This is a genomic window from Pectobacterium sp. A5351, from assembly GCF_028335745.1.
GTDB lineage: Bacteria > Pseudomonadota > Gammaproteobacteria > Enterobacterales > Enterobacteriaceae > Pectobacterium.
Genome location: NZ_CP116477.1, coordinates 2,756,949 through 2,769,321 on the forward strand (window position 1 = coordinate 2,756,949; position 12,373 = coordinate 2,769,321).

Annotated in this window: 11 protein-coding genes; all 11 read right to left on the reverse strand. The window is 53.6% G+C overall.

The window, feature by feature from the left end:
• Nucleotides 1-59 precede the first annotated feature (59 nt).
• Nucleotides 60-1,907, reverse strand: a complete 1,848-nt coding sequence (gene nuoL / locus O1Q74_RS12775; RefSeq protein WP_271873608.1) for an NADH-quinone oxidoreductase subunit L — start codon at nucleotides 1,905-1,907, stop codon at nucleotides 60-62.
• A complete protein-coding gene (gene nuoK, locus O1Q74_RS12780) occupies nucleotides 1,904-2,206 on the reverse strand; it encodes an NADH-quinone oxidoreductase subunit NuoK (RefSeq protein WP_005969835.1) in 303 nt (100 codons plus the stop codon). The genes nuoL and nuoK overlap by 4 nt, the downstream gene beginning before the upstream one ends.
• Nucleotides 2,203-2,763 (reverse strand): NADH-quinone oxidoreductase subunit J, encoded by a 561-nt coding sequence (gene nuoJ, locus O1Q74_RS12785; protein WP_225085245.1) that lies wholly within the window; start codon nucleotides 2,761-2,763, stop codon nucleotides 2,203-2,205. The genes nuoK and nuoJ overlap by 4 nt, the downstream gene beginning before the upstream one ends.
• A gap of 9 nt (nucleotides 2,764-2,772) precedes the next feature.
• Nucleotides 2,773-3,315, reverse strand: coding sequence for an NADH-quinone oxidoreductase subunit NuoI (gene nuoI / locus O1Q74_RS12790; RefSeq protein WP_015840961.1), 543 nt, complete (start codon nucleotides 3,313-3,315; stop codon nucleotides 2,773-2,775).
• A gap of 17 nt (nucleotides 3,316-3,332) precedes the next feature.
• The gene (gene nuoH, locus O1Q74_RS12795; protein ID WP_015840962.1) at nucleotides 3,333-4,307 is read right to left on the reverse strand and encodes an NADH-quinone oxidoreductase subunit NuoH; all 975 of its coding nucleotides are present in this window, start codon (nucleotides 4,305-4,307) and stop codon (nucleotides 3,333-3,335) included.
• Complete coding sequence (gene nuoG / locus O1Q74_RS12800; RefSeq protein WP_271873609.1) at nucleotides 4,304-7,030, reverse strand: NADH-quinone oxidoreductase subunit NuoG; 2,727 nt, start codon at nucleotides 7,028-7,030, stop codon at nucleotides 4,304-4,306. The genes nuoH and nuoG overlap by 4 nt, the downstream gene beginning before the upstream one ends.
• A 187-nt stretch (nucleotides 7,031-7,217) precedes the next feature.
• Nucleotides 7,218-8,567 carry an NADH-quinone oxidoreductase subunit NuoF gene (nuoF, locus tag O1Q74_RS12805; protein WP_271873610.1) on the reverse strand — a complete coding sequence of 450 codons (1,350 nt, stop codon included), beginning with the start codon at nucleotides 8,565-8,567 and terminating at the stop codon, nucleotides 7,218-7,220.
• On the reverse strand, nucleotides 8,564-9,109 hold the full coding sequence (nuoE, locus tag O1Q74_RS12810) for an NADH-quinone oxidoreductase subunit NuoE (protein ID WP_271873611.1): 546 nt from the start codon (nucleotides 9,107-9,109) through the stop codon (nucleotides 8,564-8,566). The genes nuoF and nuoE overlap by 4 nt, the downstream gene beginning before the upstream one ends.
• Before the next feature lie 2 nt (nucleotides 9,110-9,111).
• Nucleotides 9,112-10,911 carry an NADH-quinone oxidoreductase subunit C/D gene (gene nuoC, locus O1Q74_RS12815; RefSeq protein ID WP_271873612.1) on the reverse strand — a complete coding sequence of 600 codons (1,800 nt, stop codon included), beginning with the start codon at nucleotides 10,909-10,911 and terminating at the stop codon, nucleotides 9,112-9,114.
• A gap of 98 nt (nucleotides 10,912-11,009) precedes the next feature.
• Nucleotides 11,010-11,684, reverse strand: coding sequence for a NuoB/complex I 20 kDa subunit family protein (locus tag O1Q74_RS12820; RefSeq protein ID WP_005969846.1), 675 nt, complete (start codon nucleotides 11,682-11,684; stop codon nucleotides 11,010-11,012).
• A gap of 17 nt (nucleotides 11,685-11,701) precedes the next feature.
• Nucleotides 11,702-12,142, reverse strand: coding sequence for an NADH-quinone oxidoreductase subunit A (locus O1Q74_RS12825; protein WP_271873613.1), 441 nt, complete (start codon nucleotides 12,140-12,142; stop codon nucleotides 11,702-11,704).
• Nucleotides 12,143-12,373: the final 231 nt, after the last annotated feature.

The following is a 12,373-nucleotide window of genomic DNA, read 5'->3' on the forward strand; positions in this document are numbered from 1 at the left end:
CGTGGCGGGCATCCCTGTCTGCGGAATGCCCTACCTTTTATACGTTACCGGATACTGCCTTAGACCAGCAGTAACAAGGCCAGCACCAGCACGGCACCAAAGCCCATTGAAGCAACGTACCAGCGCAATTGACCATTCGCACTTAGCGCCAGCCCACGGTTACCCCAGCGGGTAATCGTAGCCGGAAGCGTCATCAATGCATTTAACGGATCACGCTGCAACAGCTTCGCGATAGCCAGATACGGTTTAACAAAGACATGGTCGTACAACCAGTCGAAGCCCCACGCGTGGAACCACCAGGTCGAGAAGAAACGACCCGGAGCACTCTTCGCGATGCTGCTCACCGCCTGACGTTTACCCAGCCACAGCACAGCAGCAAGCAGAATACCGGCAATCGCCACCACGCCAGAGGTAATTTCCAGCGTCATCAACTGGCCGTGTTCAAGCTCAGTCGTCGCCGGCAACACACCGTGCAACGGCGGAACAATCATCGCACCAATAAAGGTGGACAGAACCATCAGCACAACCAGCGGTAAGTGGTGAGAAATGCCTTTTCCTGCATGCGCTTTGGTTTTCTCTTCACCGTGGAACACGATGAAAATCATACGGAACGTATACAGCGAGGTCATGAAGGCACCAGCTAATCCAGCCACCATCAGATTGATGTGACCATTTGCCCATGCGCCAGCCAGAATCTCGTCTTTACTGAAGAAGCCAGCGGTAACCAGCGGCAGTGCAGCCAGCGCCGCCCCCCCAACCAGGAAGCAGACATAAACCAGCGGAATCGTTTTACGCAGGCCGCCCATCTTGAAGATGTTCTGCTCATGGTGGCAGGCCAGAATGACCGAACCAGAAGAGAGGAACAGCAGCGCTTTAAAGAACGCGTGCGTCATCAGGTGGAAAATTGCGGCATCCCATGCCTGAACGCCCAGCGCCAGGAACATATAACCAATCTGGCTCATGGTGGAATAGGCCAGCACGCGCTTGATGTCGGTTTGTACCAGCGCGGCAAAACCTGCCAGCACCAGCGTTACCGCACCCACAATACCCACCAGATGCAGGACATCCGGTGCCATCAGGAACAGGCCATTGGTACGTGCAATCAGGTAGACACCTGCGGTAACCATCGTCGCGGCGTGGATCAATGCAGAGACTGGCGTTGGACCCGCCATCGCATCCGCCAGCCAGGTTTGCAGCGGCAACTGTGCAGATTTACCGACCGCACCACCCAGCAGCATCAGCGTCGCCCAAGTGATTTCCGGTGAGCCTTCAGCCAGTTTCTGCGGCGCTAATACCATCAGCTCGCGGAAGTTGAGCGTACCCAACTCTTTGTAAAGGATGAACAGCGCAAAGGCCAGAAAGACGTCACCCACACGGGTAACGATGAAGGCCTTCATTGCCGCCGCACCGTTCTTCGGATTGGTATAGTAGAAACCGATCAGCAGGTAACTGCACAGCCCTACCCCTTCCCAACCGAGATACATCAGCAACAGGTTATCGGCCAGTACCAGAACGACCATACTCGCGATAAACAGGTTGGTGTAGGCGAAGAAGCGGGAATATCCCTCTTCCCCACGCATGTACCAGGAGGCAAACAGGTGAATAAAGAAACCAACACCCGTTACAACGGACAGCATCGTCACCGAAAGGCCATCAAGCGTCAGCGTGACGCTGATGTCGAAGTTGCCAACGGCCATCCATGTCCACAAATGCTGATTAAAGAAGGTGACGCCACCGTGCTGTTGGCCCATGAAATCGACCACAACCCAAGCGGTAACCAACGCTGCCAGACCAATCGAGCCAACACCGACGGTCGCGGACGTATTTTCCGACCAGCGACCGCGGGAAAATGCCAGCAACAGAAAGCCGAGCAGCGGGAAGAGTATTGTTAAATAGAGTAAGTTCATCCGCGCATCTCACTGACTGTATCAATATTCAGGGTCTGACGACGACGATACATCTGCAACAACAGCGCCAGACCAATACTGGCCTCAGCCGCTGCCAGCGTAATCGCCAGAATGTACATCACCTGACCATCCGGCTGCTGCCAGTAACTGCCTGCGACGACAAATGCCAGCGCGGCAGCGTTGATCATAATTTCGAGACTGATCAACATAAACAGCAGGTTACGACGAATTAACAGACCAGTCAGCCCCAGAACAAACAGGATAGCGGCTAAAATCAATCCATGTTGTAACGGAATCATGCGCGTTCCCCCGTTATTTTCTTCTCAGCGTCCTGATTCGCGCTTTCTTTATTCACAACGTCACCGCGTTTATCTTCACGACCAATGTGGAAAGCGACAACCAATCCCGCCAGCAGCAGCATTGACGCTAATTCAACGGCCAGAACATAAGGACCAAACAGGCTGATACCTACGGCTTTCGCCTCAACAGGCGTGCCCGTGATTCCCTGCTCTTTCAGGCTGAGGATCGCATTGACGACAATCACCAGTAACGCCAGAGAAAGAATACCTGGCCCTACCCAAGCGCTCGGTTTCAGCCAATTCCGCTCTTGTTCTTCCACGGAGTTGCCGAGGTTGAGCATCATGACGACGAATACGAACAGCACCATGATGGCACCCGCATAAACGATGATGCTCAGCGCGCCAGCAAAATTAGCCCCCAGCGAGAAAAAGACGCCCGCAATCGCCATAAGCGAAGTGACCATGTACAACAATGCATGCACAGGATTGGTATGCGTAATGACGCGCAATGTCGCCAGTATCGCAATCAAGCCTGTGGTATAAAAAGCGAATTCCATGCTAGCTCCTTAGGGCAACAGGCCTTTGACATCAATAGGTTTGGCTTCGTTTTCCGCTTCGCCCTTATCTTTCCCATCGATTGCCATACCGGCCATCCGGTAGAAATTGTATTCCGGATATTTACCCGGCCCCGATATCAGCAGATCTTCTTTCTCGTACACCAGATCCTGACGTTTGTAATCGCCCATCTCGAAATCCGGCGTCAGCTGGATAGCGGTTGTCGGGCACGCTTCTTCGCAGAAGCCACAGAAAATGCAGCGTGAGAAGTTGACGCGGAAGAACTCGGGATACCAGCGACCATCTTTGGTTTCCGCTTTCTGCAATGAGATACAGCCGACCGGACAGGCCACCGCACACAGGTTGCAGGCAACGCAACGCTCTTCACCATCAGGATCGCGCGTCAGCACGATACGACCACGGTAGCGCGGCGGTGGATTCACAGGCTCTTCGGGATACATTCTGGTTTCGCGCTTCTTGAAAGCATTCGAACCCACCATACAGATACTGCGTATCTGGGTGCCGAAACCAACCACTAAGTCTTTCAATGTCATGGTTTATTCACCCCTTCTTAAGCGTTGTACAAAATGACGGCCGCTGTCGCCAGCAGATTCAAAAGCGTTATCGGCAGACAGACTTTCCAACCGAAAGACATCACCTGGTCATAACGCGGACGGGGTAACGAAGCACGAATCAGGATGAACATCATCATGAAAAAGCCCGTTTTCAGCGCAAACCAGACAAATGGAGGCAGGATTGGACCATGCCAGCCGCCGAAGAACAGCGTCACCATCAGCGCAGAAACCGTAACGATCCCGATATATTCCCCGACAAAGAACAGACCGAATTTCATACCGGAATATTCAATGTGGTAACCATCGGCAATTTCCTGCTCAGCTTCAGGCTGGTCAAACGGGTGACGGTGACACACCGCCACACCTGCGATGGCAAACGTAATAAAGCCGAAGAACTGCGGGATGACGTTCCACAGGTGTTCCTGAGAATCGACGATGTCACGCATGTTGAACGAGCCAGCCTGCGCGACTACACCCATCAGCGACAGGCCGATGAACACTTCATAACTCACGGTCTGCGCAGAAGCACGTACCGCCCCCAGCAGTGAGTATTTGTTGTTACTCGCCCAACCGGCAAACAGCACTGCGTAAACAGCTAAACCCGCCATCATCAGGAAGAACAGGATCCCGATGTTCAGATCGGCGACACCCCAGGTTGGCGTGATCGGCACAATCGCAAAGGCAATCAGCATTGACGTGAACGCGATCATCGGTGCCAGCGTGAAGATCACCTTATCGGTAAAGTTCGGCACCCAGTCTTCTTTGAAGAACATTTTGATCATGTCAGCGACGAGCTGTAATGAACCGCCCCAACCTACCCGGTTTGGTCCATAACGTCCCTGGAAGAGGCCGAGCAGTCGGCGTTCACCCATACTCATGAACGCGCCACACGTCACCACAACCAGCAGAATCACGATCGCTTTTCCGACGGTAATCAGGATCTCGGTTAATTCCGGTGTTAACCAACTCATTGTGCGGCCTCCCGCAGATTTTCAACGGTTGCACCCGCCAGCACCGGCGCAATACCCGGCAAGCCCAGCGGTAAACCAACCTGTCCCTGATTCAATTCCGCACTTAAACGCAGTGGCAGACGTAGCGTTTGTCCTGCACAGGTCAGCTCCAGCAACGTACCCGCATTCACACCTAACGTTGCCGCATCGGCCGGGTTCACCATCACGTAAGGTTCTGGCATACGCTGCTGAATCACATCAGAACGCTGTGACATTTCATCACTACCAAACAGGTGATAATACGGCGCAACACGCCATTGACCCGCTTGTGGGACGAACGCCGCAGGAATGTTGTCGAAATACGCCAGCGAACCTTCGCCAGCTTCGATCAGACGCACACCCGGATCGCCATGACGCAAATGTCCGCCCACTTCATCCTGAAATTTGTTCCAGGCTTGCGGTGAGTTCCAGCCTGGTGCCCAGGCAAACGGAATCTGCTGACGGTTGGCTGTCGGACTGTTGTTCCCTTCCATTGAGAAGGCAAACATCGTGTCTTTATCGACAGGCTGACGCGGTTCATGCACGCTGATATTGGCACGCATCGCGGTACGGCCACTGGAGCGAATCGGTGAACGCGACAGTTTCTGGCCACGAATACGGAACGACGCGTCCGGCGCGGCGTCTTTGATCGCGGCAAGCTGCGGCAGTGCGGCAGCACACGCGTCAATCACGTTATCCAACTGCGTCCAGTCAACCTGACGGCTGTTGTAAGTGATGTACAGCGAGTGCAACCAGCGCCAGCTTTCCAGCATCACGACTTTGTCGTTGTAGTACGTTGGGTCATAAACCTGGAAGAAACGCTGAGCGCGGCCTTCCTGGTTAATCAGCGTACCGTCGCTTTCAGCAAAGCTGGCAGCGGACAGAATCATGCTGGCCTTGTCCATGATGCGAGTGCGCTGATGGTCGACCACAATCAGGTTTTCCGCTTTTTCCAGCGCGGCATCAACGCGAGCGATTGGGGCATGCCGGTAGAGATCGTTCTCCAGCACCACCACGCTGTCGGCGTCACCGTTTTCCAACTGCGCCAGCGCGTCATCCAGCGAACCGCCGCCCATGATTGACAACCCGATGCTGTTGGCAGCAGGAGCAACAAAGGTAATTCCGACGTCAGAACCGCGATTTTTCAGCGCTTTGGCAACGTTTGCCGCCGCAGAGATCACGTCTTCGCTGCCAGCATTGGTGCCGGAGATGATGAGTGGTTTTTTCGCACCGGCCAGCGCCTGTACGATGATATCGACTTTCTGGTCGAGGCCCGCAGCCAGATCGGCAACGGCCGGAGCGCTGCTATCCAGACCGTGTGCAATGGCAAAACCAAGGCGCGCCTGATCGGCAACCGGCGCACGGTAGTTCCATGCAGCGATGTCGTCCAGACGGGTGTTGTCGACATTGGTGACAAACAGCGGGTGCTTGGCATGCTGACCAATGTTCATGATCGCCGCGATCTGCCAGTCAGCCACTTTCTGCGCTGCCGCCATTTCACGAGCTTTGCCTTTAACGGCCTGACGAACAGCCAGTGCGATACGCGCCCCTGTCTGCGTCAAGTCTTCACCCAGAATCAGAACCGCGTCGTAGCCTTCGATTTCACGCAGCGCCGGTGTTCTCACACCGCTTTCGCGCAGCACTTTCAGGATCAGTTGCAGACGATTTTGTTCTTCCTGCGCGATACCCGTGTAGAAGTTCTCGGCACCCACCAACTCACGCAAGGCGAAGTTGCTTTCAATGCTAGCGCGTGGTGAACCGATACCGATCGTTTTCTTCGCCTGACGCAGCACATCCGCCGCACCTTGCAGTGCCTGATCGGCATTCAGCGCGATCCAGTCATTACCACGGCGTTGCAGCGGCTGATTTGGACGGTCTTTCTGATTAACATAGCCGTAACCAAAACGACCGCGGTCACACAGGAAATAGTGGTTTACGCTACCGTTGAAACGGTTTTCGATACGGCGCAGTTCGCCATAGCGTTCACCGGGGCTGGTATTACAGCCGATGCTGCACTGCTGGCAAACGCTCGGTGCAAACTGCATATCCCATTTACGATTATAGCGCTCGGAGTGCGTTTTATCGGTGAATACACCGGTCGGACACACTTCAACCAGGTTGCCGGAGAACTCGCTTTCCAGCGTGCCATCTTCCGGGCGACCGAAGTAGACGTTATCGTGTGCGCCGTAAACGCCGAGATCTTTGCCATCCGCGTAATCTTTGTAGTAACGCACGCAGCGATAGCACGCGATACAGCGGTTCATCTCATGAGAAATGAACGGCCCAAGATCCTGATTACGGTGGGTACGCTTGGTGAAGCGATAGCGACGGAAGTTCTGCCCCGTCATGACCGTCATATCCTGCAAATGACAGTTACCGCCTTCCTCACACACCGGGCAATCGTGCGGGTGGTTGGTCATCAGAAACTCAACTATCGTCTTACGGAATAGTTTCGCTTCTTCATCTTCAATGGCGATAAACGTACCCGGTGCTGCTGGTGTCATACAAGACATCACCAGACGACCGCGGGTGTCTTCCGCGTTTTGATACTGTTTTACCGCACAGAGGCGGCAGGATCCGACGCTCCCGAGCGCGGGGTGCCAGCAAAAGTAAGGAATATCAAGTCCCAGAGTCAGGCAAGCTTCCAGAAGGTTGTCTGCTCCGTTTACTTCATACTCTTTGCCGTCTACATGAATAGTAGCCATAGTCAGCATGCTTCCATAATGGCCCGTGTTGCCACGAGCGCTAATCAAAAATTCTGTATACCCTCATCTTTCAAATCGCAAATGCGTTGGCTACCTGCGCCTGAAATCTATTGGGTTTATAGAGGGTGGCTTATTTGCGCCACCCTGCGGATACATTCACTGCATCTCGCACATGTTGAGCGATAGCTTACCAGCGCTCTTTCAACAGGTTAGGCTGAATACCGCCAATCGTTTTGACGTTGCCTAAATACTGTTTAGAGATACCCGCTTCGAATTCTTCCCGGAAATATTTGATGGCACTTTGCAGCGGCTCAACCGCACCCGGCGCATGCGCACAAAAGGTGTTCCCCGGTCCGAGGAAGCGGCAAAGCTGCTCCAGCGTTTCGATATCGCCGGGTTGGCCTTCCCCCTTCTCCAGCGCACGCAGAATCTTCACGCTCCACGGCAGACCATCACGGCACGGCGTACACCAGCCGCAGGATTCACGGGCGAAGAACTCTTCCAGATTGCGCGTCAGCGAGACCATATTGATCTCGTGATCGACGGCCATCGCCAGCGCCGTACCCATACGGCTACCTGCTTTCGCAATGTGCTCAAAATCCATTGGCAGATCGAGATGGCTTTCCGTCAGGAAATCCGTCCCTGCGCCGCCCGGCTGCCAGGCTTTCAGCTTCAGACCATCACGCATACCGCCCGCGTAGTCTTCCAGAATCTCACGCGCCGTGGTACCGAATGGCAGTTCCCACAGGCCCGGATTGTTTACGCGACCGGAGAAGCCCATCAGTTTCGTGCCTGCATCTTTACTTTTACCCGCAGACAGCCCCTGATACCACGCCGCACCGTGTTCGATAATCGCCGGTACGTTACACAGCGTTTCCACGTTGTTGACGCAGGTCGGTTTACCCCACACGCCCGCAGACGCCGGGAACGGCGGCTTGGAACGTGGGTTGGCACGACGGCCTTCCAGCGAGTTAATCAGTGCAGTTTCTTCACCGCAGATGTAACGCCCGGCGCCCGTATGCACGAACAACTCGAAATCGAACCCGCTACCCAGAATATTTTTACCCAGCAGACCCGCCGCTTTCGCTTCTTCGATGGCACGACGCAGATGGACAGCCGCTTCGATGTATTCGCCGCGCAGGAAGATGTAGCCGCGGTAGGCTTTCAGCGCAAAGGCGCTAATCAGCATACCTTCAACCAGCAGATGGGGCTCTTGCTCCATCAGCAGGCGGTCTTTGTAAGTACCTGGCTCCATCTCATCCGCGTTACACAGCAGATAGCGGATGTTCATGCTTTCGTCTTTCGGCATCAGGCTCCACTTCAAGCCCGTCGAAAAGCCTGCGCCGCCACGCCCTTTCAGGCCAGCGTCTTTAACCAGTGAGACCACTTCATCCTGCGCCATGCCGGTTAACGCTTTTTGCGCGGCGACATAGCCGTTTTTGCTGCGATACTCATCCAGCCATACCGGCTGTTTGTCTGCACGTAAACGCCAGGTCAGAGGATGCTGCTCAGCAGTCAGAACAATGTCTTTACTCATTGATACTGCTCCAATAACGATTCAATTCCTTCCGGCGTCACATGGCTGTGGGTATCGTCATCAATCATCATCGACGGCCCCTTGTCACAGTTCCCCAGGCAGCAGGTCGGCAACAGCGTGAAACGTCCATCGAACGTCGTCTGTCCCGGTTTGATGCTGAGCTTACGCTCAAGTGCAGCCTGAACGCCCTGATAGCCATTGATATGGCACACGACGCTGTCGCAATAGCGAATAATGTGGCGCCCAACCGGCTGACGGTAAATCTGGCTATAGAACGTCGCTACACCTTCCACGTCACTGGCAGGAATGCCCAGCACATCGGCAATTGCGTTGATCGCACCATCCGGTACCCAGCCGCGTTCTTTCTGCACAATTTTCAGTGCTTCGATCGACGCGGCGCGTGCATCTTCGTAGTGATGTTTTTCGTGCTCAATGGCGTCACGTTCGGCGTCGCTCAATACAAAAGCATTGTCTTTTGTCAGCGAGTCGGCAGCAGGTTGTCCCTGAGCATCAATATGATCGTGATTGTTATGATCATGCATAATTAGCGGTCCACATCTGACATTACGAAATCAATACTGCCGAGGTAAACGATCAAATCGGATACCAGACATCCGCGAATGACAGACGGAATCTGTTGCAGATGCGCATAGCTCGGCGTGCGAATACGGGTACGGTAGCTCATCGTGCCGCCGTCACTGGTCAGGTAATAGCTGTTAATGCCCTTCGTTGCCTCAACCATCTGGAATGATTCATTGGCAGGCATAACCGGTCCCCAGGAAACCTGAAGGAAGTGGTTAATCAGCGTATCAATATGCTGCAATGTGCGCTCTTTTGGCGGCGGCGTCGTCAGCGGGTGATCCGCTTTAAACGGCCCTTCCGGCATGTTCTTGAGGCACTGATCCAGAATACGCAAGCTCTGACGCAGCTCTTCAACCTTCAGCATCACGCGGCTATAGCAATCACTGATGCCGTCGCCAACAGGCACTTCAAAGTCGAAGTTTTCATAACCGGAATACGGACGCCATTTGCGCACGTCAAAACCGATACCTGTCGCACGCAGACCCGCACCGGTTACGCCCCAATCCAACGCTTCTTTCGCATTGTAGGCAGCGACGCCCTGAGTACGGCCTTTCAGGATGGTGTTCTGCAGCGCGGCCTTAACATAGGTATCCAGGCGGCTCGGCATCCAATCGAGGAATTCACGCAGCAGACGTTCCCAGCCGCGTGGCAGATCGTGCGCCACACCGCCAATACGGAACCACGCCGGGTGCATACGGAAGCCGGTAATCGCTTCAACCAAATCGTAAATTTTCTGGCGGTCAGTAAACGCAAAGAACACCGGTGTCATCGCACCGACGTCCTGAATATAGGTACTGATATACAGCAGGTGGCTATTAATGCGGAACAGCTCAGACAGCATCACGCGAATCGTTTTAACGCGATCCGGCACCTCAATACCCGCCAGTTTTTCTACGGCAAGCACATACGGCATTTCGTTAACGCAGCCGCCAAGGTATTCAATACGGTCGGTATAAGGGATGTAGCTGTGCCAGGACTGGCGTTCGCCCATTTTCTCCGCGCCGCGATGGTGGTAACCCACGTCAGGCACGCAGTCGACGATTTCTTCGCCATCCAACTGCAGGATAATACGGAAGGCACCGTGTGAAGACGGGTGGTTTGGACCGAGGTTGAGGAACATGAAGTCCTCATTTTCAGTACCGCGCTTCATTCCCCACTCTTCCGGTTTGAACGTCAGCGATTCCATTTCCAGATCTTCTTTCTGCTTGGTCAGCACGAAAGGATCGAATTCGGTCGCACGCGCCGGATAATCTTTACGCAACGGGTGCCCTTCCCACGTCTGCGGCATCATGATGCGCGTCAGGTGTGGGTGGCCGTTGAACGTAATACCAAACATTTCCCACGTTTCACGCTCATACCAGTTGGCATTCGGGAACAGTTTGGTCACGGTCGGTACGTGCAGATCGCTCTCGGCCAACGCGACTTTCAGCATGATGTCGCGGTTACGCTCGATAGAAATGATGTGATAAAAGACGGAGTAGTCGGCGGCAGGCAAGCCTTCACGGTGAGTGCGCAAGCGCTCATCCATACCGTGCAGGTCAAACAGCATGACATAAGGCTTCGGCTGTTTTTTCAGGAATGCGACAACGTCCAGTAATTGCTCACGTTTGACCCACACAACGGGAATACCTGTGCGGGTAGCTTGTACAGTAAATGCATCTGGTCCAAAACGGTTACACAGCTCGCCAACGACCGGATCGTCAAGGTGATCGCGGGTTTGCCAGCCTGGCTGAGCGAGATCGTGTGTCGTTAAATCTGTCATAAATATGTCACCACATTAAATGTGCTATTTCTGTATCTGATAATGACCGCACACTATTATCGGGGTATTACACGGTCACCGGGTTTATCATCTACAGGTCAAATCTCATCAGGCGAACGCAGGTTGGTCACCGCGATTCGCTCGCCGCGTTTGCGTTCACGCTCAGATTGCATATTGGCACGGTAAACGCCCTGTTCACCTACCACCCATGACAGAGGGCGGCGTTCTTTACCGATGGATTCTTTCAGCAGCAACAGCGCTTGCATGTAGGCTTCAGGACGCGGAGGGCAGCCTGGAATATACACATCAACAGGCAGGAATTTATCTACGCCCTGAACGACGGAATAGATATCGTACATACCGCCGGAGTTAGCACAGGCCCCCATGGAGATAACCCATTTAGGCTCAAGCATTTGCTCGTACAGACGCTGAATAACGGGGGCCATTTTGGTAAAACAGGTTCCCGCAACGACCATGAAGTCGGCCTGACGTGGCGACGCACGCAGAACCTCAGCACCAAAACGCGCCACGTCATGAACGGCAGTAAATGACGTCACCATTTCTACGTAGCAACAGGAAAGGCCGAAGTTGTACGGCCACAGGGAGTTCTGACGCCCCCAGTTCACCGTATCGTGTAATGCATGTTCCAGTTTGCCCATGTAGACACTACGGTGAACATGTTGCTCCAGAGGGTCGGAAACGATCTCCTGACGTTGCAGGGGATAACGGTCATTCTCACCGTCCGGCTCTATGCGGGTGAGCGTATAGTCCATCTTAAAATGCCTCGCTGTTACTGCGGATGAATGTTGGTAGTGTTGATGATGTCTGATTTAACGACTTGTCTCTTGGAACGTACCGGGGTCCAGTCAAGTGCCCCAACGCGTACCAGATAAATCAAACCAGCCAACAGCACCAAAATGAAAATGGTTGCTTCAATGAAGCCAATCCAGCCGCTTTCTTTGATAGACACCGCCCAAGCATAGAGATAGAGGGCTTCAACGTCGAAGATAACGAAGAACATAGCGACAAGATAAAATTTAGCAGACAGACGTAACCGCGCTGAACCCACTGAGTCGATCCCGGATTCATAAGGTACGTTTTTGGCTCTGGCTCTGGCTCTCCCCCCTAGCAAGAATCCACCGGTCAGCATGAAGACGCAAAGGCCTACGGCAATGATAAGGAATAGCCCAAATGCCCAATGATGGGCGAGGATTTCAGTAGTTGTTGACATTCTCTTTGCTTACTCATCAAAAGTGGCGGGTAACATCCCTGCTCTATTATCGGCAGTTAATGCGCCACATCGATTAAAAGGAAGGATTAATAACCACAAAAAAGCATGGAAACGTATCAGGTAAGCCTTGCTTGGTATGGTTGAGCCCCTAAATTTGTAACCTTTTTTTCAACCTTACTAAAAATAACAGTACATTACTTTACATGCACGCTGTTTTGTTAACATTTTGTG

Coding starts and splice junctions, on each gene's coding strand:
- nuoL (WP_271873608.1), bottom strand. CDS start 1,907: ATGAACTTACTCTATTTAACAATACTCTTCCCGCTGCTCGGCTTTCTG.
- nuoK (WP_005969835.1), bottom strand. CDS start 2,206: ATGATTCCGTTACAACATGGATTGATTTTAGCCGCTATCCTGTTTGTT.
- nuoJ (WP_225085245.1), bottom strand. CDS start 2,763: ATGGAATTCGCTTTTTATACCACAGGCTTGATTGCGATACTGGCGACA.
- nuoI (WP_015840961.1), bottom strand. CDS start 3,315: ATGACATTGAAAGACTTAGTGGTTGGTTTCGGCACCCAGATACGCAGT.
- nuoH (WP_015840962.1), bottom strand. CDS start 4,307: ATGAGTTGGTTAACACCGGAATTAACCGAGATCCTGATTACCGTCGGA.
- nuoG (WP_271873609.1), bottom strand. CDS start 7,030: ATGGCTACTATTCATGTAGACGGCAAAGAGTATGAAGTAAACGGAGCA.
- nuoF (WP_271873610.1), bottom strand. CDS start 8,567: ATGAGTAAAGACATTGTTCTGACTGCTGAGCAGCATCCTCTGACCTGG.
- nuoE (WP_271873611.1), bottom strand. CDS start 9,109: ATGCATGATCATAACAATCACGATCATATTGATGCTCAGGGACAACCT.
- nuoC (WP_271873612.1), bottom strand. CDS start 10,911: ATGACAGATTTAACGACACACGATCTCGCTCAGCCAGGCTGGCAAACC.
- O1Q74_RS12820 (WP_005969846.1), bottom strand. CDS start 11,684: ATGGACTATACGCTCACCCGCATAGAGCCGGACGGTGAGAATGACCGT.
- O1Q74_RS12825 (WP_271873613.1), bottom strand. CDS start 12,142: ATGTCAACAACTACTGAAATCCTCGCCCATCATTGGGCATTTGGGCTA.